The 22205-nt window shown below is 64.0% G+C and carries 24 protein-coding genes; 12 read left to right on the top strand and 12 right to left on the bottom strand.

The window, feature by feature from the left end; translation table 11 throughout:
* The first annotated feature begins 136 nt into the window (after positions 1-136).
* The gene (locus tag ABDW49_RS24000) at positions 137-745 is read left to right on the top strand and encodes a TetR/AcrR family transcriptional regulator (RefSeq protein ID WP_343615905.1); all 609 of its coding nucleotides are present in this window, start codon (positions 137-139) and stop codon (positions 743-745) included.
* 199 nt (positions 746-944) lie between these two features.
* Here ABDW49_RS24000 and ABDW49_RS23995 read toward each other — a convergent pair whose 3' ends face one another.
* Complete coding sequence (locus tag ABDW49_RS23995) at positions 945-3446, bottom strand: TonB-dependent receptor (protein WP_343615904.1); 2502 nt, start codon at positions 3444-3446, stop codon at positions 945-947.
* Positions 3447-3817: 371 nt separating this feature from the next.
* Here ABDW49_RS23995 and ABDW49_RS23990 point away from each other — a divergent pair, with 371 nt between their 5' ends.
* Positions 3818-4546: a response regulator transcription factor gene (locus tag ABDW49_RS23990; RefSeq protein WP_343615902.1), complete on the top strand. Its 729-nt coding sequence runs from the start codon at positions 3818-3820 to the stop codon at positions 4544-4546.
* Positions 4543-5979, top strand: coding sequence for a HAMP domain-containing sensor histidine kinase (locus ABDW49_RS23985; RefSeq protein ID WP_343615900.1), 1437 nt, complete (start codon positions 4543-4545; stop codon positions 5977-5979). The genes ABDW49_RS23990 and ABDW49_RS23985 overlap by 4 nt, the downstream gene beginning before the upstream one ends.
* Before the next feature lie 106 nt (positions 5980-6085).
* On the opposite strand, the gene ABDW49_RS23980 is transcribed toward ABDW49_RS23985, so the two are convergent.
* From ABDW49_RS23980 to ABDW49_RS23970, 3 genes are all read right to left on the bottom strand, one after another.
* Complete coding sequence (locus ABDW49_RS23980) at positions 6086-6877, bottom strand: DUF1080 domain-containing protein (protein ID WP_343615899.1); 792 nt, start codon at positions 6875-6877, stop codon at positions 6086-6088.
* 373 nt (positions 6878-7250) lie between these two features.
* A complete protein-coding gene (locus ABDW49_RS23975) occupies positions 7251-7688 on the bottom strand; it encodes a hypothetical protein (protein ID WP_343615898.1) in 438 nt (145 codons plus the stop codon).
* A gap of 134 nt (positions 7689-7822) precedes the next feature.
* A complete protein-coding gene (locus ABDW49_RS23970; RefSeq protein WP_343615896.1) occupies positions 7823-8734 on the bottom strand; it encodes a LysR family transcriptional regulator in 912 nt (303 codons plus the stop codon).
* 143 nt (positions 8735-8877) lie between these two features.
* Here ABDW49_RS23970 and ABDW49_RS23965 point away from each other — a divergent pair, with 143 nt between their 5' ends.
* The 4 genes from ABDW49_RS23965 to ABDW49_RS23950 are packed head-to-tail and all read left to right on the top strand — an operon-like array spanning position 8878 to position 11812.
* On the top strand, positions 8878-9711 hold the full coding sequence (locus ABDW49_RS23965) for an oxidoreductase (protein WP_343615894.1): 834 nt from the start codon (positions 8878-8880) through the stop codon (positions 9709-9711).
* A gap of 39 nt (positions 9712-9750) precedes the next feature.
* On the top strand, positions 9751-10851 hold the full coding sequence (locus ABDW49_RS23960; RefSeq protein WP_343615892.1) for an alpha/beta hydrolase: 1101 nt from the start codon (positions 9751-9753) through the stop codon (positions 10849-10851).
* Between the two features lie 27 nt (positions 10852-10878).
* Positions 10879-11325 carry a carboxymuconolactone decarboxylase family protein gene (locus ABDW49_RS23955; RefSeq protein ID WP_343615891.1) on the top strand — a complete coding sequence of 149 codons (447 nt, stop codon included), beginning with the start codon at positions 10879-10881 and terminating at the stop codon, positions 11323-11325.
* A 10-nt stretch (positions 11326-11335) separates the two neighbouring features.
* Positions 11336-11812: a cupin domain-containing protein gene (locus tag ABDW49_RS23950; protein ID WP_343615889.1), complete on the top strand. Its 477-nt coding sequence runs from the start codon at positions 11336-11338 to the stop codon at positions 11810-11812.
* Between the two features lie 637 nt (positions 11813-12449).
* Here ABDW49_RS23950 and ABDW49_RS23945 read toward each other — a convergent pair.
* The 6 genes from ABDW49_RS23945 to ABDW49_RS23920 form a co-directional block, all read right to left on the bottom strand.
* The gene (locus tag ABDW49_RS23945) at positions 12450-13247 is read right to left on the bottom strand and encodes an SDR family oxidoreductase (protein ID WP_343615888.1); all 798 of its coding nucleotides are present in this window, start codon (positions 13245-13247) and stop codon (positions 12450-12452) included.
* Between the two features lie 21 nt (positions 13248-13268).
* Positions 13269-13763 carry a cupin domain-containing protein gene (locus ABDW49_RS23940; protein WP_343615887.1) on the bottom strand — a complete coding sequence of 165 codons (495 nt, stop codon included), beginning with the start codon at positions 13761-13763 and terminating at the stop codon, positions 13269-13271.
* Positions 13760-14524 (bottom strand): carboxymuconolactone decarboxylase family protein, encoded by a 765-nt coding sequence (locus ABDW49_RS23935; protein ID WP_343615886.1) that lies wholly within the window; start codon positions 14522-14524, stop codon positions 13760-13762. The genes ABDW49_RS23940 and ABDW49_RS23935 overlap by 4 nt, the downstream gene beginning before the upstream one ends.
* A gap of 35 nt (positions 14525-14559) precedes the next feature.
* Positions 14560-14925: a cyclophilin-like fold protein gene (locus ABDW49_RS23930; RefSeq protein WP_343615884.1), complete on the bottom strand. Its 366-nt coding sequence runs from the start codon at positions 14923-14925 to the stop codon at positions 14560-14562.
* A gap of 4 nt (positions 14926-14929) precedes the next feature.
* A complete protein-coding gene (locus ABDW49_RS23925) occupies positions 14930-15337 on the bottom strand; it encodes a cupin domain-containing protein (RefSeq protein ID WP_343615883.1) in 408 nt (135 codons plus the stop codon).
* 146 nt (positions 15338-15483) lie between these two features.
* Positions 15484-16392, bottom strand: a complete 909-nt coding sequence (locus ABDW49_RS23920; RefSeq protein WP_343615882.1) for a LysR family transcriptional regulator — start codon at positions 16390-16392, stop codon at positions 15484-15486.
* Between the two features lie 146 nt (positions 16393-16538).
* Here ABDW49_RS23920 and ABDW49_RS23915 point away from each other — a divergent pair, with 146 nt between their 5' ends.
* Genes ABDW49_RS23915 through ABDW49_RS23905 form a run of 3 tightly spaced genes read left to right on the top strand, consistent with a single transcriptional unit; the run spans position 16539 to position 18440 of the window.
* Positions 16539-16919 carry a DUF1330 domain-containing protein gene (locus ABDW49_RS23915; protein ID WP_343615880.1) on the top strand — a complete coding sequence of 127 codons (381 nt, stop codon included), beginning with the start codon at positions 16539-16541 and terminating at the stop codon, positions 16917-16919.
* Positions 16920-16954: 35 nt separating this feature from the next.
* On the top strand, positions 16955-17950 hold the full coding sequence (locus ABDW49_RS23910; RefSeq protein ID WP_343615878.1) for an aldo/keto reductase: 996 nt from the start codon (positions 16955-16957) through the stop codon (positions 17948-17950).
* Between the two features lie 16 nt (positions 17951-17966).
* Positions 17967-18440, top strand: coding sequence for a lipocalin-like domain-containing protein (locus ABDW49_RS23905; RefSeq protein ID WP_343615876.1), 474 nt, complete (start codon positions 17967-17969; stop codon positions 18438-18440).
* Positions 18441-18487: 47 nt separating this feature from the next.
* Here the strand turns inward: ABDW49_RS23905 and ABDW49_RS23900 are convergent, their stop codons facing one another.
* Positions 18488-18814, bottom strand: coding sequence for a helix-turn-helix domain-containing protein (locus ABDW49_RS23900; RefSeq protein ID WP_343615875.1), 327 nt, complete (start codon positions 18812-18814; stop codon positions 18488-18490).
* A gap of 97 nt (positions 18815-18911) precedes the next feature.
* On the opposite strand from ABDW49_RS23900, the gene ABDW49_RS23895 reads away from it, so the two are divergent.
* A complete protein-coding gene (locus ABDW49_RS23895) occupies positions 18912-19238 on the top strand; it encodes a nuclear transport factor 2 family protein (RefSeq protein ID WP_343615873.1) in 327 nt (108 codons plus the stop codon).
* The gene (locus ABDW49_RS23890) at positions 19235-20017 is read left to right on the top strand and encodes an SDR family oxidoreductase (RefSeq protein WP_343615871.1); all 783 of its coding nucleotides are present in this window, start codon (positions 19235-19237) and stop codon (positions 20015-20017) included. The genes ABDW49_RS23895 and ABDW49_RS23890 overlap by 4 nt, the downstream gene beginning before the upstream one ends.
* Positions 20018-20093: 76 nt before the next feature.
* On the opposite strand, the gene ABDW49_RS23885 is transcribed toward ABDW49_RS23890, so the two are convergent.
* Positions 20094-22205 carry an alpha/beta hydrolase domain-containing protein gene (locus tag ABDW49_RS23885; protein ID WP_343615869.1) on the bottom strand — a complete coding sequence of 704 codons (2112 nt, stop codon included), beginning with the start codon at positions 22203-22205 and terminating at the stop codon, positions 20094-20096.

Here is a 22205-nt window from a genome sequence, read left to right as displayed (position 1 = left end):
TGTTCATCTGTTATCTAAACATCGCTTAGATTAATTTAAGCGATGTTTAGATTCGCGGCAAGCCCTGTTTTGCGAGGACTTGCCCCAACGCTCGGGACTGTTAGGGAAGGGTGGCAAAGGCGATAAAAATGGACAGATGATGGCACGCGCCACAACCTATCATAAGGAAGACCTCAGGCGCGATCTGCTCGCGGCTGCGCGGGACATGATCGCACAGCAGGGCTATCACACCCTGTCCTTGCGCGGTCTTGCGCAAATGGTTGGCGTCACCAGTGGCGCGCCTTATCATCATTTCTCGGACCGCCGGGCCCTGCTGCTGGCCATCGCCATCGAAGGCTTCGAAGATCTGATCGCCCCGACACAAGCGCCTGACATTCTGAAACTGCCGCCGCTCGATCGCCTTGTGGCGCTGGGCCGGGCTTATCTCGACTTTGCGCAGCACCAGCCCAGACTCATGGAACTCATGTACGAAAGCGAGCTCACAACGCCGGCGCCCGCTCCCGAATTGCTTGTCTATCAGCGCCGAGGCTCTCAGGCACTCCTTGATGCGATCACCGAAGCTCTCCCGGCCAACTTGCCCAACGACCGGATCTCAAGAGTGGTGGGCTATTGGTCGACGGTCTACGGCCTTGCCGTGCTGCGCAACAAAGGGCTGCTTCAACCTCATGAGCCAGAAGCCGTAGAGCCACAGGATACCGACCATTTGGTGATTACCCGGAGTGCAAAAGCCGCATTGCAGCCCTGATCAGTTCCGATGCCGTTGAGAAAGCCGCCGTCCAAAACCCCTTTCATGATCGTCGAAAGCGGGCCTTCATTCATCCGGCACTCCAGAACTGAAACCTCCCGTAAAAGCGGCGCGGGCCGTATTATTCCGCCAGGGAAGCCCGTGACGGGGAGGAAGGCAGGGGGGCACGAAGCCCCCCTGCCAAAAGCCGATACCATGCTCAATACTTCAGGCTGAGCGTGCCGATCACCGTGCGACCAGCAGCCTGATGCGCATAGTGCGTTGCATAGGCCTGATCGTAATACAGCTTGTTGGTGATGTTGAGTGCGCTGACCCGCAGGCCGATCCGCTCATTGAGCTGATACGAAGCATTGGCATCGAAGCGCCAGTAATCCGGCACATAGACCGCGCGGGTCTTCACGATGGACAGCACGCCATTGGTGTAGGTCCGGCTGTCCGAGAAACCGCCATAGACCTTGCCCATATAGATTGCCCCGCCGCCCAGGCTGAACTTGGGCGTCACCTTGTAATTGGTGAAAAGGGTAAAGCTGTTGGTCGGCGTGTTGGGGAAGGCATGGCCGGTGAGCGCCGCCGGGGCATAGACCGTTGCCGCCGCACCGCTGGCATTGGTGCCGGTGGTGGCGGTGTAACCCGCGTTCAGCACCTTGGAGGGCATATAGGTGTAGCCGCCGAACACGCTCCATTTGGCCGTGACATTGCCGCTGAAGCCAACCTCGACGCCGCGCACGCGCTTCTCGCCGATAAAGGCCACGGTGCCGTTCGAGTCGGTGTAACGGGCATTGGTCGTACGGGTCTGGAACACGTCGAGGCTCAGCGCAAACTGGTCGTCGAACAGGCTCCACTTGGTGCCCACCTCATAGGAAGTGGTCTTCTGCACCTTGAGCGTGTTGGGATCGATGGTGGCGGAGGCCACCGCATTGTCCTCGCTGCCCTGCGCCAGGAAGGAGCCGGGCGGCACCGTCGAGGAACCGGTCGAGATGTAGAAGCTGCCGTTGGGCACGGGCTTGTAGATCAGGCCCGCCTGATAGGTGAAGATGTTGTCGGTGCGGCCCTGCCAGGTGCGGCTGGCGGTGTAGGGCGCGACCACGGCGGCGCTGGCATTGGTGACATAACGGTCGAAACGGCCGCCAAGATTGACCATCAACTTTTCGGTGAGCGTGATCGTGTCGAACAGGCTGGCCGAGACGGTCGAGGAGTTGGCCAGCGCCATCGATGCGGGCGCGCTGCGCTGGATGGCGGCAGGCGTGGTCGAGGTATCGCTGACCGTGCTGACCCAATTGTCGTTCGGGTTCGGATTGGCCGCCGAGGTGCAGTAGAAGTTGGCAATGGCGGCACTGGTGCAACGCGGGGTCAGCGTCGAGCCGGTGGACAATGCCGTGCCGGTCGCGGCGTTCGAGACGAAAGAGCCATAGCCCGAATCCTGCCAGCTGTATTCCAGCGCGGCGGCAAAGCTGTGCTTGAGCGTGCCGGTGTTGAACTTGCCCGACAGATCGAGCTGATCGACGAAGCCGCTCTGCTTGCTGTAGCGGGTGTTCGCGCGGCGCCACACTGTGCCCGGCACCATCGAATTGGCCGTGTTGTTGATCGAGGCCGCCACACCATAGACATCGCCCTGCGAATCGTCGGGCTGGGTGTAGATGTATTCCTGCGTCGTGTTGGAATAGCGCATGGTGTTGCGCAGCTTCAGGCCGTTCTCGAAATTATGTTCGAAGCGGGCGGTCAGGGCATCGGTATTGGTGGTGCGGAAATCGCGATCGATCAGGCCATAGAAGGCGCCGCGCGCGCGGGTGATCGTCTGCCCGTTGATCAGCGTGGTCGGCGCGGTCGACAGAGGCGCGGTTTCGGCATTGGCCGAAGTCTGGTTGTTGATCGTGGTGAAATAGGGAATGCCCGAATCCGGCAGTTCGGTCGAATGCAGGTGATACCAGTCCAGCTCAAGGCTGGTGGGGCCGGTGAGGCCAAACTTGATCGAGGGCGCGATGCCCCAGCGCTTCTGCCAGATCGCGTCGCGACCGGCCACGCCCTGATCGTGAAACATGCCATTGATACGCACGCCCACAAAGTCGCTGAGCGGCTGGTTGATGTCCACCGTCACACGCTTGTAGTCGGCATTGCCCAGGCTGCCGTCGATCTGGGCGAAACGCTTGTCGGTCGGCGTCTTGGACACGATGTTGATCGAACCGCCGCCATTGCCGGAACCGTTGGTCACACTGTCCGAGCCCTTGGTGACCTCGATGCTTTCGACATCGAAGGTCTCGCGGGTCTGGGCGGCGATGTCGCGCACGCCGTCCAGATAGGTGGAGGCCTGCGAATCCGCGCCGCGAATGAAGGGGCGGTCGCCCAACGGATTGCCGCCCTCGCCAGAGCCCATGGTGATGCCCGGCACGGTGCGCAGCGCTTCGGACAGCGTCGAGGAGTTGGTGTCGGCCAGGACCTGGCGCGAGATGACCGTGATCGACTTGGGCGTGTCCAGCAAGGGCGCGGTCGCCTTGGGGCTGGCCATGCGCTCCACCTTGTAGCTGCCTTCGGTGATGGCCGTGTCGGTCACGGTCACGCCGCCCAGATTTTGCCCCTCGCCGGTCTGGCCTGCCTGATCGGTGCCCTGCGCCATGGCGGGCAACGTGCCCGAAAACAATCCGATGCAGCCCATTGCCAATGTGCTGGCACCTTGCCCGATCCTTTTCTGCGCCTTGCCGACCATGTGATTCCCTATTGATAGTGAGTTGCAATTAAGATGGAGGCGCTTTTGCAAATGCGTTGCAATAGGTCAACGCGCAAAAATTTAAGAATCTTCATGTTGCAGTAAAACAACACCAAATCACCGCCATCCCGTATGGGCAGCCTATGTGTATTCAAATTGTATCCGCGCCGGACATATGATCCATGAAGCGCGACAAGACTTGCCAAGTCAGTTCACGGACATTGGCAAAAATCAATCTTTGTCGCAAAGTTTGTCGAATTGTCGAAGCGCAATGACAATATGGTGTTTGTAGAAGAAATCCCGGAGACAGCCGCTATGCAAGCGATGCGGCCCTGCCCTTAAAAGCATCTCTCCCTCCGGTAACTCTCGCCATGACCACGTCCACGTCTCTTCGCCCCCATATTCTGATCGTGGATGACGAGCCCGACATTCGCGACATGCTCGCAGCCTATCTCGCCCGTCAGGGCTGCCATGTGCTGTGCGCCGCAGACACGGTCGAGGCCCGCCACATCCTGAATACCCAGCCCGTCAGCCTGGTCCTGCTCGATGTGATGCTGCCGGGAGAAAGCGGCTTGTCCCTGGCCCGCTTCATCCATGCCACCAGCGCCATTCCCGTCATTCTGGTCACCGCCAAGGCAGAAGAAGCCGATCGCATCAACGGCCTGAATGCCGGCAGTGACGACTATGTCGTCAAGCCCTTCTCGCCGGCCGAGCTGTATGCCCGAATTGGCGCCGTTCTGAGACGAAGCGGCGGCCACAGGCCGCTGCCGAGCCGGGAAAGCCAGTCCTATACCTTCGGTTCCTGGACCTTGCGCACGGGCCGACGCGAGCTGATTGACGAGCAGGGCATCGTGACGCCTCTGCCCAAGAGCGAATTCAACCTGCTGCACGCCCTCGTGACCCATCCACATCAGATGCTGTCGCGCGAGCAATTGGTGAAGCTGAGCGAGGGACCGAACGCCGTCCTGTTCGACCGCAGCATCGACAACAAGATCCGTCGGCTGCGCAGCAAGCTGGAGCCGGTTCCTGCCAGTCCCGAATTGATCAAGACGGTCTGGGGCGGCGGCTATATATTCACCGCCGACGTCTGCGTGCGATGAGGGATCTGCGGCGATCCAGCCTGACGTTTCAACTTGGTCTGCTGCTCGGCATCGCGCTGCTGGCCGCGCAATTGGCCAATCTGGCGCTCATTCTCAACGAGCAGCAGAAGCTCAGCCTGGCCAAGAACGAAGGCCCCGCCATCCATCACTTTGCCGCCATTGCCGCCGATGCCCAGCGGACGCAAAGCGCGGCTGTCAGCCGGCTCCTTCAGGAGCGTTCGCACCGCGGCGCCTATTTCGACCTTAAAACCCACAATGACGTCCCCTTGCCTGATGACCCAAGGCTGGTCCGGCAAACGGTTGATGCGCTCGAAGCCCTCGGCGTCACGGCCAGAGATGTGCACATCGCCAGCGCGCCTCCGCATCAGGGCATCGGGCCGGGCGGAAAGCCCTTCCCCAAGCCCGACCCGCTCGACCCGCACAAGCCTGACCCCGAACGCCTTGCCGCCATGCAGGTCCTGCATTTCGCCTTCCAGCGCCCTGATGGCCTGTGGTTCACCGCGCGCATTTATGCGCCTCTGCCCGAACCCTTCCTGACAGTCCGCCTGCTGCTGGCGACCACGATCCTCTATGGTGTCGTGCTGCTGCCCGCCCTGTGGATTGCGGCCCGTATTGCGCGGCCACTTCGCTCTCTCACGCAAGCAGCCGAAGCTTTTGGCGGCAGGGGCAATCCGGACTTCGTTCCGCCGACCGGCCCCGGCGATATTGCCGCAGCCATCAACGCCTTCAATGCGATGAACAGGCGCGTGGTCGGTCTTCTGGATGAAAAGGACCGTATGCTCGGCGCGATCGGGCACGATTTGCGCACGCCGCTGGCCTCCTTACGGCTCAGGCTTGAACAGATGGAACCTCTCGGCGATCGCGAGACGGCCATTGCCAAGATCGAGGACATGGCGGCCATGCTGGATGACATCCTGATGCTGGCCCGCACAGGACGCTCCCGCAGCGAGAGCGAAGCCATCGATCTGACCGCCCTGGCCCTGGCCGTGGTCGGGGATGAGATGGATCTGGGGCGCCCCGTCACCTTCAGGGAAAGCATTATCAGCGGGGACGAACGGCTTTTGGTGATGGGGCATGCCGGGCAGTTGCGCCGCGCCCTGAGCAATCTGATCGACAATGCGGTCACTTATGGCGAGTCAGCGATTGTCGAGATCCATCCCGTTGGCGACCGGATCGAACTCTGCGTTTCCGATCGCGGCAAGGGCATCCCGCCAGAGGATCTGGAGGCCGTTCTTGCCCCCTTCCATCGTGCCGAGCCGTCAAGAAACCGAAACAGCGGCGGCAGTGGACTGGGGCTTCCGATCGCGCAAAGCATTGCGGCAAGCCACGATGGCGAGTTGCGTCTGCAATGCGCCGAGGGAGGTGGCTTGAAAGCCACAATTGCCCTTCCAATCGCACAGCGGCCGTACATTCGAACGACATCCGGGCGATAGACTGTGTGTACGACCAACTGGCAACAGGCCGGAAACTGCCTCATCCGGCGCCACCAGCCCGCCGGGTCGAAGCAAGGCCCCAACGCGGTCCGGCCCATGCCTCTTTTTATCTGGCAATTTCTGGCAATTCACGCACCCATATGTTGCGAAAACTGATCGGCTTACTCTGGTCGCCATGCGCTTGCAGCTTGATCGGCGCGCGATCATAGGGCTTGTAGCTGGGCTTGCCGACATACGTCGTCTCGCCGCGCAGCTCAGCATGGTTCTGCACCAGCACGCCATTTAGAAACGCGGTGAGATAGGCCGGGCTCTTCAACGATCCGTCCGCCGCAAACACAGGTTTGGTCCACACCACGTCGATGCTCTGCCACTCTCCGGGCTTGCGCACGGGGTTAACCAGCGGCGGCACTTGCTTGTAGATCGCACCGGCCTGCCCGTTGACGTAGGTATCGTTGTGGTAGCTGTCCAGGATCTGCATCTCGTAACCCGTATCACCGGGACCAGTGGAGGCCAGGAACAGGCCGCTGTTGCCCCGCGCCTGCCCCTGGCCGGTGATGCCCGCCGGGATGCGATATTCGAGATGGAGCTGATAGCTGTCGAAGGACTGACGCGTCTGGATGTTGCCAGCCCCCTTCAGGACGGTCATCATCCCGTCCGCCACGGTCCAGCGCGCCGCCGAGCCGTCCTTCACCGACACCCATTGGTCAAGCGACTTGCCCCCGAACAGCACCGTCGCGTCGGAGGGCGGAGACGCGGTCTCGCTGCCGCCCGACGCCACCACCGGCACCGCCGGCGACCATTGCTCGGTATCCTCGGGCTTGTCCTTGCTGTCCTGCGCCAGCGCAGCCGGCGGGATGGCAACCAGCAGCAGGCTCGCGCTCAGAAGGATCGATTTCATAGTTGCCATTCCTTTCAGCATTCCCGGTCAAGACAATGATGGGCGACGGCGATGTTGGGAACCCTTTTACATGAAAGGTTTCAGCCCGATCGGCAGATACGTCGCCTTAAAGAAAAGCTCTCCTCCAGCCGCCCACGATGTGGGAGGCACGAGGCAAGCCGATTGGACAGACTGAACCACATCAGGTTTGCGGAAGCCTTCAACCTCTTCAATCCACCGGAGCGCTGACATAGCAGACGATCATCGCTCTCAAGGTGCCCCCTGGAAACGGCCCTTGGTTCAGTTGATGTTTTTGGAGGTCCGCCACTCCGGCAAGACTGCCGCTGTTACAGAATATGCCGCCACTTCGAATGACCGGTTATGGCCGCCAGATTTAACCGCCACACCAGCCTTTTCTCGACGATAACCGCGCAAACCAGATCGAGAATAGGCCCACCGCAGCAATAAACAGTGGAAATGGCACCACTTGGGCCAGTCCCTTGTGCGCAATGAGGTCGGTCGCGGCAAACGCGTAACCGAACATCACGACAATCGCGACGAACGAAATCCAGAAAAGTGGCCCCGCCCATGACTGGCGAAGCAGCAATGCCATACCGCCCAGCAATCCCCCAAAAGTAGCGACAGCGTAAACCCAATTGTACCAGACAGGCAGCGCGGCGTAATATTTCAGTGACCAGTCATCAACTGGCCCCATCGCCGCCGCGCCAAGTCTGAACTGCGTGACACAGGCGTAGCAGCCTCCCGCCTCCCACAGGACAAGCAGGATCGCGATGATCCAGAACCGGACCGGCGTGTTAACTTTGGCAGCCATCGTCCCCTCCTCGATTGCAACTGGTGGTGAGATTGCGCGAGAGGCGCGCCAATGGCAAGGTGAAGCGCATCACAAGCGGACGCGCGTTCATGTTGGCCTAAAATCAATAGAATGGCCCGAAAGACTGCCTTTTCTCAGTGCGTCCAACCCGATGCTTCGGCCCAATCCCGCACGGCCTGCGCAAACAACCGCAATGCCGTGGGCGGATGACGATTGGCCGGATAATAGAGGCAGGCCCCCGGAAAGGCATGGCTCCATTCGGGCAGCACATCGACCAATCGCCCCGCCGTCAGATGATCCGCCACCAGACTTTCGGGCAGCCAGGCGATGCCGATGCCATTGAGCGCGGCCTCCAGCATCAGATTGGTGTTGCCCAGCGTCATCGGTCCCTGCACGTCGATGGTGGCTGGCTTTCCGTCTTTCTCAAGATCCCAGAGATAGAGCGCGCCACTGGTAAAACGAAAGCGGATGCAGGCGTGCCGAAGCAGATCCTGCGGCACCACCGGTCTCTCCTTCCCCGCCAGATAGGCCGGCGAGGCAACCGCCATAAAGCGCCAGGGCCCGCCAAAGGGAATGGCGATCATGTCGCGGGGCACATCCTCCTCCACCCGGATACCGGCATCGAAGCCATCGGCCACGATGTCGATCATGCGGGTGTCCACCACGAATTCGACGTGAATGTCAGGATAGGCCGCCAGAAAATCCGGCAACACATGGCGGATGAGCGGACGCGCCCCCGCCTCCGCCGCGCTGATGCGGATCGTGCCCGAGGGGTGATCCTGCGCCGATCCGGCCTCATCCACCGCCTCGGTCAGATCGGCCAGCGCCGGGCGCACCCGCTGCAACAGACGCTCCCCGGTTTCGGTCAGCGCCACGGAGCGCGTCGTGCGGTTGAACAGCCGCACATCCAGCCGCGTCTCCAGATTGCGGATCGTATGGCTGAGCGCCGAGGGCGACAGGCCCATCACGCGGGCCGCGCCGCGAAAGCTGCGCTGCTCGGCAATGGTGATGAAGGCGGTCAGTTCAGCCAGATCGGCGCGCAGCATAGATGAGAAATCCAGAACAGGGAGTTGCAAAAACTCCATCATTGATGAGTGTTATACTACAATTTACACCTGCCTCCCACAGGGAAAGAGGCGGTCCGGCGCATCGGAGGCCTCCCCCGCCCATCGTCCGAAGGACCATCATCATGCCCCATTCCCCCCGCCGCTGGCTCATCACGGGCTGCTCGACCGGTTTTGGCCGGGCTCTGGCCGAAACGCTGATCGCGCGCGGCGACACGGTGTTCGCCACCGCCCGCCAGCCCGAACAGATCGCGGATCTGGTCGCGGGCCACCCCCATGCCCATGCCCTGAAACTGGACGTGACCTGCCGCGAGGACATCCTCGCGGCGGTCGAGGCCGCAGGCGAGATCGACGTGCTCGTCAACAATGCGGGCTATGGCTATCTGACCGCCTTCGAGGAGGGCGAGGACGAAGCCTGTCGCGCCCAGTTCGAGGCCAATCTCTTCGGCCTGATGGCCCTCACCCGCGCGGTGCTGCCCGGCATGCGCGCGCGCGGTTCGGGCCATATCGTCAACATCGCCTCGGTCGGCGGGCTGATCGGCAACCCTGGTTCCTCCTATTACGCGGCGAGCAAATTCGGCGTCGTCGGCCTGTCCGAAGCGCTGGCGCAGGAGGTCGGCCCGCTGGGCATCAAGGTCACGGTGGTCGAACCCGGCCCCTTCCGCACCGACTGGGGCGGGCGCTCGCTGCAATCCTCGTCCACGCGCATTCCGGCCTATGCGCAGACGGTTCACCAGCGCCTCGACATGATCGCGCGCTACAGCGGCCATCAGCCCGGCGATCCGGTGCGCGCCGCTCAGGCCATCATCACCGCCGTGGAGAGCGACAAGCCGCCGCTCAACCTCATTCTGGGCAAGTTCGGCGTGGATGCGGTGCGCCAGAAGATCGCCGCCCTCTCCGCCGAGATCGACGCCTGGGAGCAGGTGTCGCTCGGCGCGGATTTCCCCCAGGACGCATAAGCCCGCCTGCCCGTCGGAACACACAAGAGAGAGGCCGTCATGCCCCCATCCCCCCTCCACCCGGATCGCCGCCGGTTCCTGGGCATCTCGCTGCTGGCGGCCTCGGCCACGGCGGCGGGGGCCGGTTTCATGCCGGGCGCCGCGGGGGCGCAGGCCATCCCCACCCCTGCCCCCGCCTCCTCGCGCCCGATGGTGGTCGGCGATCCGGACATGCGGGGCGTCTCGATCGAGCGGGTGACCTATCCCAACATCGCGGCCAACACCGTCATCGCCGCCAATCTGTTCAAGCCGGCGGGCTTCGATGGTGCCAAACGCCATGCGGCCATCGTGGTGGGCCACCCCTTTGGCGGCGTGAAAGAACAGACCGCCGGGCTTCATGCGCTCAAGCTGGCGCAGATGGGCTTTGTCACCTTGTCCTTCGACGCCTCTCATTACGGCGACAGCAGCGGTGAGCCGCGCTACACCGAAGTGCCCGCCACCCGCGTCGGCGATTACAGCGCGGGGGTCGATTTCTTCAGCCGCCAGCCCTTTGTCGATCCCGGCCGCATCGGCGTGCTGGGCGTGTGCGGCGGCGGCGGCTATGCGGTCAGCGCGGCGGCCATCGATCACCGCATCCGGGCCATCGCCACGGTCAGCATGTATGACATGGGCCGCGCCCGCCGCCAGGGCCTTGGCGACAGCATGAGCTATGAGCAGCGGATGAAACTGCTCGACGAGATCGCGCAGCAACGCTCGATCGAGGCCGCGGGCGGCACGCGGCGCGATATCCGCGCCCTGCCCACCCAGCCTGCCACCGCCGCAACGCCCGCCATCGTCCGTGAATTTCTCGCCTATTACGACACGCCGCGCGGCAAGCACCCCAACTCGACAGGCTGGTACGCCTTCACCAGCCTGGCGCCGATGATGAACTTCTTCCCCTTTGTGCAGGCGGAAACGATCTCGCCCCGCCCGCTGCTGATGGTGGTGGGCGAGAAAGCGGAATCGGCCTATTTCAGTCAGGACGCCTACAAAAAGGCCGCCGAGCCCAAAGAGCTTTTCGTGGTGCCTGGGGCCACCCATGTCGACCTCTACGACAACCCGCGCTATACCGCGCTGTCGGTCGAGCGACTGGGCACCTTCTTCCGTCAGCATCTGGCCTGACTTCTCTTTGCGGAAAGGAGACCGCCCATGCCCCCGCTTGTCAGAACCATGCTTGCCGCCGCCGCCGCGCTGATCGGCGGCACGGAGGGCGTGGCCCGCGCGCAAACCGCGCCGTCCGCCGCGCCACCGCCCCGCGGGCAGCTCGCCGAGCCGTCCCGCGCGCAGCAATTGATGGGCGATATCGCGCCCAAGATGGCGCAATTGACCGACGATGTGCTGCTGGGCGACATCTGGGAGCGCCCCGGCCTCGCCAAGCGCGACCGCAGCCTGATCACCGTGGCGGCGCTGATTGCGATGAACCGTCCCGAACAGTTGCGTTCGCATCTGGCTCTGGCCCGGCAGAATGGCGTGACTCAGGAGGAACTGGTCGAGACGATCACCCAACTGGCCTTCTATACCGGCTGGCCCAATGCCATCTCGGCCATCGGCATCGCGCGTGAGGTCTTTCGGAATGAGAAAACCGGTGATCGCTAGGGGCGGCGGCATGCGCGCGCTGGCGGCCATGCTCGGGCTGATCATGGCGCCCGCTGCGGCCCGCGCAGAGCCTGCCGCAGCACAGGGCGATGTGACGGTGATGCGCGCAGGATCGCAGCCCGCCACCCCGGCGGCGGCGGACCATTTCACCGGTACGGCCCGCGTGGAGGCACGCTTTCAGGCGAGCGCGCCGGCACGGGTCGGCGGCGCCTTCGTCACCTTCGCGCCCGGCGCCCGCACCGATTGGCACAGCCATCCGCTGGGCCAGACCCTGATCGTGACGGCAGGCACCGGGCAGGTGCAGCAATGGGGCAAGCCGGTCCAGACCATCGCGCCCGGCGACATCATCTGGATCCCGCCGGGCGTGAAGCACTGGCACGGCGCCGCCGCCTCCACCGGCATGACCCATCTGGCCATCACCGAGAGGCTGAACGGCAAAACCGTGGACTGGATGGAGAAGGTCGCCATGGAGCAAGCGCCGCGCTGACAGCCGGCGAGAGGTGAGGCGGTGGTGCACAATCCTGACGCCGACTCCGGCATGGCCTCCTCCCTGCACCGCGCCGTGGAGCAGGCGCACGCGTGGCGCGCCGGGCGTCTGCTGATCATGATGGCCGATATGCCCTTGTCAAAGCGACGACCTTGCGCATGCTGCTCGACCGGACCACAGGACACAGTCACTGCATGCCGCTATCCCGAGGGAAGGCTGGGCCCTCCGGCTTGTTTCGGGAGCAGGCGCATGGGGGCCCTCGCAGTGCTGGTCAGCGACATCGGCGCACGCCATTTACTCCGCCGGCCAGGCTTTGTCAGCGCATTCCACGTCCGTCCGAGGCGTTGATGGATATCGATACTCCGGAGGATTTTCGGCTGACTCAGCTCAGAGGGGAACCCAGCATTCGCGCAGGAGGCTTAAATGACAAGGGGACGCACATCGAATGCAACGAACGGCTTGAGGCGTGAATGCCGCAGTCGCCTTTACGAAAAGCCTGCCCTTCGTTTATCACTCACCCAAGGCCGTCAAATGTTCGAGCGTTGGTGAAGCCTGATACCCTCCGAGGCGATTTTGAAGGTGGGCAGGCAACGCAATTCAAATAAAGCTTCGCCGCCTGCCGTCTCCCAAAACCTGTTCAATGAGCGGTAAAGCCGCCATCCACGGGTAAACCCACGCCCACCACGAAACTCGCGCCGGGGCTGCACAGCCACAGAACGGCTGCCGCCACTTCATCGGCATGGCCAAGCCTGCCTATCGACTGCTCTTTCATGATGGCCTCCATCGCGTCGGCCTGCCCGGCCAGCATGTCCCGAACCATGGGCGTATCGATTGTGCCAGGGCACACCGCATTGATCCGGATGCCGCGCGGCGCATATTCCACACCCGCGCTTTTGGTTAGCCCCAGCACACCATGCTTGGTAGCGTGATAGGCCGCCCGCTGCGGCAGGCCAACCAGCCCGCCCAACGACGAGCAATTGACGATCGCGCCCGTACCCTGCTCGCGCATCTGCTTGAGCTCATGCTTCATGCAGGCCCAAACGCCCTTCAGGTTGATCGCCTGAACGAGATCATAGGCCTCGCCCAGCTCGTCGGCCGCATCGCTGGGTGGCACCTGAATGCCCGCATTGTTGAAGGCCATATCAAGTCTGCCAAAGGTGGTGACAGCCTGCGCGACCATGGCCGCGACCTGTGCCTCATCGGACACGTCGCAGCATACACCCAGTGCCTTGTGCCCAGAACCGGTCAACGCCTTCACCTGTGCAGTCAGTGCGGGCTCATCAATATCGCTCAGGACCACGGCGGCCCCCGCCTTGGCGAAGGCTTGCGCTGTGGCCAGCCCCATGCCTTTGGCCGCGCCCGTCACAAGCGCAACTTGGCCGGTAAAATCATAGGTAGGAAGACCGCGCGCATTGATGGCGTAAGTTGAAACCATGAAAGAGATCCTTCGAAACGGTCAGGGGTGCCGCGCCGCCGAGGCAAGCGCGGCGTCGTATTGCTGGTCCGTGACTTTCTCCAGCCACTGGACATTTCTTCTGTTCAGCGCCTCCTGCACCGACAGGTGCGTCATCGCACTGCCCCGCGCGGCACCATGCCAGTGACGGACATTGGGCGGACACCAGACGACATCCCCGGCATGGATGAGGTGTGCGGGCTGCCCCTCGACCTGCGTGATGCCGGTCCCCTCGACCACCCAAAGCCACTGACCGAGCGGATGGGTGTGCCAGGCGCTGCGGGCACCGGGCTGAAAGGTGACGCGGCCCGCCGTGGTGTGGCCCTGTGTGCGGTCCTCGATCACGGGTTCGACACGCACCGAGCCCGTAAATCTATCCGTCGCCCCCGCGCTGGCGGGCCGCGAGCCCGCCGGCAGGATCACCGTATCGGGCTGAGCGGCCGCGGGCGCCGCAAAAGCCAGGATCAGGATCAGGGCCAGTGGCAAGCTGTGCCTCACTTCACGGCCTGGGCACGCTTGGCGAAAACCTCCTTGGCGACCGGAAGCGCAGACATGGCATTGGGCCAGCCAGCGTAAAAGGCCAGCTGAGTGATGACCTCGGCAGCCTGTTCCTGCGTCAGGCCATTGTCCATCGCCCGGTTCAAATGATAGGTCACCTGCGCCACCTGACCCGAGGCAATCAGCGCGGCCACGGTGATCAGGCTACGATCGCGCGGAGCAAGGCCGGGGCGCAGCCACAGATCGCGAAACAGGTAATCGGTGGTGTAATCGACCAGACCGGGCGCAATCTCCCCGAAATTCTCGCCCACGGTCTTCTTGCGCAGGGCCTCGGCGGTGTCATCGAGCGGCAGGGGCTCGGGATCGACCGGTGGCAGGCTGTCCTCGCCGATGCCATGGGCAGCGAACACCTCGGCCACGGGCGGGACGGCGGCCATCGCATTGCCCCAGCCCGCGTAATAGGCCAGATGGGTGATGGTTTCCGAGATTTCGGCGGGCGTCACGCCATTCTTCAGCGCCAGATCGGCATAATAGCGCAGACCCGCAGCCTGCCCGCGCGTGATCAGCGCCGCAAGAGTGATGAGACTGCGGTCCCGCTTGCCGAGGCCTGGACGTTCCCAGACGCTGCCGATCAGGCGCTCGCGCGTATAGGCCCCCAATGCGGGCGCAACCGCGCGCATCTGTTCGGCCGAAACAATGGGTTCTCCAACCTTGGGGAGCGCTCCAACCTTGGGAGCGGCGGCTTGGGCTGGTATGGTCATGGCAAACAATCCTGCAAGTGTGGCGATGGTGCGGATCATGCGGGTCGCTCCGCAAGCTCGATGGTGATGGACATGGAGCCGGGCACGTCCAGCGCGGCCACCGGGCCGTCGACACAGCCCAGCACAATGATGCCGGGCTGCGGGGTCGCCCTGAGATCCTGCCGGTAGAAGATCGCGACATCCGGCCCCGGCGACCAATAGGCGATCTGACCGATCTCATAGGAGAAAGCGCGGGGCGCATCGGGTGAAAGCGCCTGCGGCAGGCCAGCATATTTCTCACGCTCGAGGAGATCGTGAAAGGTGAGCGTCAATGGCAGAAGCGCCACGAAATCACGCGTGCTCCGGCTATCGTTCAGCGTGGCGCTCAACACCTCTCCCCCGATCGTCAGGACGATCCGCATGGGTTCAGGCCTTGGGGCCGGGAAGGTATTGCTCATCGGTGACGGGCTCCAGCCACACCACATTCACGCCGTCCAGCGCTTCCTGAATGGCGATATGCGTCATGGCGGTGGTGGGCGATGCGCCATGCCAGTGCTTGTGGCCGGGCGGGCACCAGATCACGTCTCCGGCACGGATCTCGACGATGTCCTCGCCCTCGCACTGGGTCCAGCCGCAACCGGCCGTGACCAGCAAGGTCTGGCCCAGCGGATGGGTATGCCAGTTCGAGCGCGCGCCGGGCTCGAAGGTCACGGCGGCGCAGGAGACACGGGACGGGGGCGCCGGCGCGTTGAGCGGATCGATACGGACGGTGCCGGTGAACCAGTCGGCGGGGCCGACCATTGAGGGCTGTGAGCCCGGACGTTTTAGCTGCATGGGGGGCTTCTCCTTGGGTCAGCCCGCCATGGGCCGCCCTTCGCGGACAGACCCCTAGCTAGAGGGAAGAGAGGCTTTCGATTAGCCCCTCAGCATTTGATGCAGCGTTGCATTCTGCTCATCATTGGCCATGGAACTTTCGGGCATCACAGCCCCAGCGGCCGCATCTCGCGCACCAGATCGATCAACAGCCGCAGACCGGCGGGCAACTGCCGTCGGCTGGAATAATAGATGTGGTAGCCAGGCCCCTCGGTCGCCCAATCCTCCAGCACGAAACGCGCCTCGCCACTGGCGACGAGCGGCGCCAGCACAGGCTGCGCGGCATACATCAGCCCGCCGCCCTGCCTCAACATTTCCAGCCCGATCCCGGTTTCGTTGAAGGTCACGCTGCCCGGTACGGCAAGAGCGAATTCCACCCCGTTGCGCATGAACTCCCAGCGATAGAGCCGATCATCGCCAAGCCGGATCTGCAGGCAGCGATGGTGCTGCAGATCCTCGGGCACCTGCGGCGTGCCAAAGCGCGCGAGATAGGTGGGAGACGCCGCGACCAGCCAGCGCACATCGGCCGACAGGCGCACCGCGATCATGTCCTCGGGCACGGTGCCGCCATAGCGGATGCCCGCATCATAGCCCTCGCCCGTCACATCCATCATGCGGTTGGTCGCGGTGACCTCGACATCGACATCGGGGTAGCGCTCGACAAAGGTGGGCATCACCGGACCGAGCAGCAGACGTGCCGCATCGCTCACCACATTGAGGCGGATGCGCCCTGCCGGAGCATCACGGTAACGGTTGAGCGCTTCCACCGCCTCGGCGATCCGGTCGAAAGGGCCGGTGATGGCAGCGCAAAGCTCCTCGCCTGCCGCCGTCAGCATGACGCTGCGGTTGGTACGGTTGATCAGGCGCACCCCCAGACGCCCTTCCAGCCCCTTGAGCGCGTGACTGAGTGCCGATGCCGAAACGCCCAGATCCTGAGCGGCGCGGCGAAAACTGAGATGGCGCGCAATGGCCAGAACATAGATGAAATCGGCGATATCGGAGCGGGTGACTTGCATCGCAAGAATGTGAACCCAAGGCCGCACTTCCACAAGACCATGCGGCATCCATGATGAACTACTCTCATCACTCCGTTAAACCCAAGGGGTATCACCGGAATATGCTTCAGGCGCTATTCTGCCGCGAAAGCCGCGCAGGAGATATCATGGCCAACATTCCACATGCCCTGCTGGCGCTTGCCCTCATGACCTTCGCGGTGCCGGTTTCGGCGCAGCAACCGGGCGCCGCTGCCCCAGAGGCTTATTTCATTGCCGAATTCGCGATCAAGGATCGCGCCGCCATGCAGCCCTATCGCGCGCATGTCGCGGAAACCTTCGCGCCTTTCAGCGGGCGCTTCGTGGCGCGCGGGGGCAAGACGGTGTCGCTTGAAGGGCCTGCACTCAACGGCAACATCGTGGTGATCCATTTCGACAGCCTCGCTCAGGCGCAGGCCTGGTACACGTCTCCTGCCTATGCGCCACTCAAGGCCATTCGCCACGGCGCCGCCGTGACCCGCGCCTACATCGTGACCGCCGGGCCGGAATAACACGCTCATCGCCCGATGAGCCTGGGAGAACGATCATGAAGACAAGGATGTTGGGCAACAGCGGGCTGGACGTCTCCGCTCTGGGGCTGGGCTGCATGGGCATGAGCTGGTCCTATGGCGCGCCCGGCGACCCGCAGGAGATGGCCGCCCTGCTCCATGCCGCCGTCGAGCGCGGCGTGACCTTTTTCGACACGGCGGAGGTCTATGGCCCCCATGCCAATGAAGAGCTGCTCGGCGCGGCCTTGGCTCCCTTCAAGGGCAAGGTGGTGATCGCCACCAAGTTCGGCTGGGCCCCCGCGCCCGGCGATGGCGCCGGGTGGAACGCGCTGAACAGCCGCCCCGAGCATATTCGCACGGTGATCGAAGGATCGCTGCGGCGCCTGAAGGTGGATGCCATCGATCTCTACTATCAGCACCGTGTCGATCCCCAGGTGCCGATCGAGGAGGTGGCAGGTGCGGTCAAGGATCTGGTGGCGGCGGGCAAGGTCAAGCATTTCGGCCTGTCCGAGGCCAATGCCGAGACGATCCGGCGGGCCCATGCGGTCCACCCGGTCGCGGCGCTGCAAAGCGAATATTCGCTGTGGTGGCGCGAACCGGAAGCCGAGATCCTCCCTTTGCTGGAGGAACTGGGTATCGGCTTCGTGCCCTTCAGCCCGCTGGGCAAGGGGTTCCTTACCGGCAAGATCGATGCTTCCACCACCTTTGGCGCCGATGATTTCCGCAGCACCGTGCCGCGTTTCGCTGCCGATCACCGCGATGCCAATCTGGCGCTGGTCGATGTGGTGACGCGCTTTGCCGCGCAGAAAGGCGTGACCCCCGGCCAGATCGCGCTGGCCTGGCTGCTGGCGAAGAAGCCATGGATCGTGCCCATCCCCGGCACCACTAAGCTGCACCGGCTTGAAGAGAACATCGGCGGCGCCAGTGTCGAGCTGACGGCACAGGACGTAGCCGAGCTTGAGGCGGTATCGTCTCGGGTCAAGGTCGAGGGGGCCCGCTATCCCGCCTTTCATGAAAAGCTGGTCGGGCGTTGAACGGAGGCATGCGGATATGGCTTTGAACATTGGCGCGACGCTTGCGCCTCTGGCGCTTCTGGCAAGCTGCGAGGCGATGGCGGCCGCTTCCGGCTCCCCGGCCAATCCGCTGGTCGGATCGTGGCATATCGTCTGGATGGACAATCAGGACGCCAGCGGCAAGACCATCCGCAGGACCGATCGGCAGGGCCAACTGATCTACACGCCCGATGGCCATATGTCGGTGCAGGTGATGTACCCCCAGGGCGAGGCTCAGGAGCCGGAAGGGCCCGTACAATACGCCAGCGATGGCTATGAGGCGTCCTATGGCCGCTATGACATCGATCGGACACACCGCACCGTCACCCATCATGTGCAGGCCGCGATGATGCATGCGCTGGTGGGCCGTGATCTGCCGCGCTTCTACAGCTTTGCCGATGGGCGGCTGACCCTGCGCTCGACCGACCCCAAGGAGCATTGGTCCGTCACCTGGGAGCGTGACCGGGATTGAGTCCGTCCAGGCGTCACCTGATCGACACCGCCCGCGCGCAACATCGCTCAACCTTCGCGCTGTTCGGCCCAGACCAGCAAGGCATCGAGCGCCGGGCACAGGGCCTGCCCCCAATCGGTGAGCCCATACTCAACCTTGGGCGGTACCTGAGGGTAAACGATGCGCCGCACGATGCCGTCACTTTCCATCTGTCGCAATTGCTGGATCAGCATCTTTTGCGACACGTCGGGAATGGCGCGCTCAAGCTCGGAGAAGCGCAGCACCTGGCCGCCGAAGAGATGGAACAGGATGGTCAGCTTCCATCGCCCTTCCAGCAGCTTGAGCGCATTCTGCACGCCCTGCGCCGCCGTTTCGCGTGTATGTTCCTGAGCCATACTTTTTCGTAAGTACCTTACTTTTTCGTGCGTTCTTGTCCTTTTTCAAGTTAGGCCCGATCTCTCCGGCACGCAATCGCAACCGGAGAACGCCCCCATGTCCCTGACTTTGCCGGAGCCCATCTCGGCCTATTTCATCGCCGATGCGGCGAACCCCGACGCCGTGGCCGCCTGCTTCACCCCCGACGCCATCGTGATCGACGAGCGCCAGCCCCATCAGGGCCGCGACGCCATCGCCCGCTGGAAACAGGAGGCCAGCGCGCGCTACAATTACACCGCCGAGCCGATATCGATCAGCGCGCAGGGCAGCGAACAGATCATCATCGCGCATCTGACCGGCGATTTCCCCGGCAGCCCGATCGACCTGCGTTATGCCTTCACGCTGGATCGAGGCGCCATCGCTCGGCTGGAGATCACCGCATGAGCTTCGATCTGGGCCTGAAGGGGCAGCGCGCGCTGGTCACCGGCGGCACGAAGGGCGTGGGTGAAGCGGTGGTCCGCGCCCTGCTCGATGCGGGCGTGACAGTGGTTGCCGCCGCGCGCAGCGTGCCCGCGCAGGGGCAGGAACGGCTGCATTATGTCGCCGCCGATCTGATGACCGCTCAGGGCTGCGCGCAGCTTGCCGGAACGGTGCAGGCCCTGTTGGGCGGGGTGGACATCATCGTTAACGTGCTGGGCGGATCAAGCGCGCCCGGCGGCGGTTTCGCAGCCCTCGACGATGAGCAATGGACGCGGGAGCTGAACCAGAACCTGATGCCGGCCGTGCGGCTCGACCGGGCATTGTTGCCCGGCATGATCGCGCAAGGGTCGGGTGTCATCATCCATGTCACCTCGATCCAGCATATGTTGCCGCTGCCGGAATCGACCACCGCCTATGCTGCCGCCAAGGCCGCCTTGGCCACGTACAGCAAGAGCCTGTCGAAGGAGGTCACGCCCAAGGGCATTCGCGTGGTGCGCGTGGCGCCCGGCTGGGTCGAAACCGATGCCGCCGTCGCCTTGGCCGAGCGGCTGGCCCAGGAGGCGGGCACCGATTATGAGGGCGGCAAGGCCATCATCATGGCATCTCTGGGCGGCATTCCGCTGGGCCGACCGGCCAGACCTCAGGAGGTTGCCGATCTGATCGCCTTCCTGTGCTCGCCGCGTGCCGGGGCGATTTCCGGCACCGAATATGTGATCGATGGCGGCACCGTGCCCACCGCCTGACACGACATCTCATGCTTGCCAAGGCGGGATAGCCGTGCTTTCGCTCGCCCCCTGCTGTGGCCAGGCAGATGACCGGTCAGGGGTGAAGAAAGGCCAGATCTCCGCGCTGTGTCGCATCCTCGGCCTGGCGGGTCAGCAAGTCTGCATCGTTCTGCAGCAAAAAGCGCTGGGCCACAGCCTTGGCCGCAGCCGCCTGCACAGCCGAGACGTAACCCGCACGCGTATGATAACGCTCCTCGATCGAAGGCCTGCTGTCGCCTGAAGCCATGCGCTCCTGCGCGGTGCGCGCAAAGGGCACGAAACCGGCGTTGAAGGTGCAGAGTTGCCCGGCATAGGGCCCCTCGCGATAGCGGTTCCAGCTCAGATAACTGCCGAGCGGCGCCATCATCTGCACCGAGGGTACGCCGCTGGTTTCATTGCCGTCGGCATCCACCTGCGCGGCCAGCGCGGGCACCACGCGCAGGATCGCGGGCGGCTGGCGGGTGATGATGCCCGTCTGATTCACATAATCGAAGCGCGGGCCGAAATCATAGACCAGCACCGGATTGGCCAGCCCCACCGGCGCCGCCACCCTGGGGATGGCCGGGAAACGCAGCCCGCCATGATCGGGATCGACCAGCGTTCCGGCCGCCAGACTGGGAAAAGCGCTCTCGGGCGGTGGCGTGCCATGGCTGACCCAGTCGACCAGCGCGACGGTCAGCGCGCGCACCTGATCGCTCTGCGGATTGGGGTTGAGCGGCAACTGACAGAGGCCCTGCGGCGCGGTCAGCGCAAAGCCGCCGGGCCCGCCGCCATGCGCGGTGCCGGGCAGATAATAGCGCCGCACATTGGCGGGCAGCGCGATGTCCTTGGCCAGATCCAGCGTCGCCAGATTGGAGGAGATGCGCAGCGCCCACAGCTCCGACCCGCCGAAGGTTTCGACAATCAGCGGGCAAGTGCTGTCGGCCCCGCAGCGGTCCAGCATCGAGCGCGGTGGTCCCCCGCGCACGGCATTGACCGCCTTGCCCCACCAGACGACGCCCTCGCTGCCCGGCATGAACAGGCTGGAGCCGCTGCCCGGTGTGGCGAAGCGATAGTCGATGGGCGTCAACCGCCCGGCGATATGGGCATGGGCGCCGTCCCACACCTTGCGGCCCTGTTCGTCGGCGTTGAAGCCCAGCGCGATCACTGTCTTGACCAGATTGCCGACCTGCGAGACGCCCTGCCCGATCACGAAACGCACCTGCCCGGCCAAAGGATTGGCCTGCCCGGCATCGTCGGCCCGCGCATGGCGGAAAAACGCGGTGCCATCGCGCAATGCCGCCAGCCCGAGGCCCAGCACCAGAGGATCGCGCGCATCGAAGGTGAGCGTATAGCTCTCCTGCGGGCGGAAGGCGCCTTTCAGCCGTTTGACGCAAAGGTCGGCGGGCGGGGTGTCATCCGTGGGCAGTTTGTCGCCCTTGCAGTCCCACCAGCGCCAGTCGGTGGGGGCAATGGTGTAGCGCGGGCCGGTGGGCTTGCCGCTGGCATCCTCGGGAGGGCCGCCGGTCAGCGTGGCGCGCGCGGTGTCGAAGCTGGCGGGGTGATAGATCAGCGCCCCGGCATTGCCCTGATCCAAGTGCATGATCGCGCCGCTCGGCCCCGCGCCATCGTCGGTGGGCACGCGCACCAGATAGCGCCCGGTGATGGTCTTGCCGTCCGCCTCCTTCGCCACCGGCACGCGGATCGATTCCAGCTTCAGCCCGGCAGCGGAGCGGTCCGCGTCGGGCTTCTCCGCCAGATCGCCCTGCCAGCCGATCCACAGCACGGCATAGCCCTTCTGGTAATAGAGCGGATCGACCAGCCCCGGCCCGCGCCACGAGGCCACCCCGCGATGCCCGCGATTGGGCAAGGCGTCGATCAGCACGCCCGAGGCCTTGGCCGGATCGAGCGGGCGCAGCAGGGTGAAGGTGGAGACATACTCCACCCTGCCCCTCGCATTGCGCGGCGCCAGCGCCAGATCCTGAATGATAAGGTCGCCGGGCGCCGCCGGATCGACCTCGCCCAGCAGGCGCCCACGCAGCAGCTCATAGGGGCCGGTTTGCGCAGTGATGGCGCTGTCCTGCACGGTCTCGCGGCTGTCGATCACCATGCGCGCCGTTCTGGCCTCAGCGTTGGCCACAGGCGCGGCGCAGACCGCCAGCAGCAGAAATTTGCAGGACAGCTTCAT

Origin of the sequence: Novosphingobium sp., from assembly GCF_039595395.1 — a bacterium.
Taxonomy (GTDB): Bacteria; Pseudomonadota; Alphaproteobacteria; order Sphingomonadales; family Sphingomonadaceae; genus Novosphingobium.
This window is presented reverse-complemented; position numbering and strand designations above follow the sequence as displayed.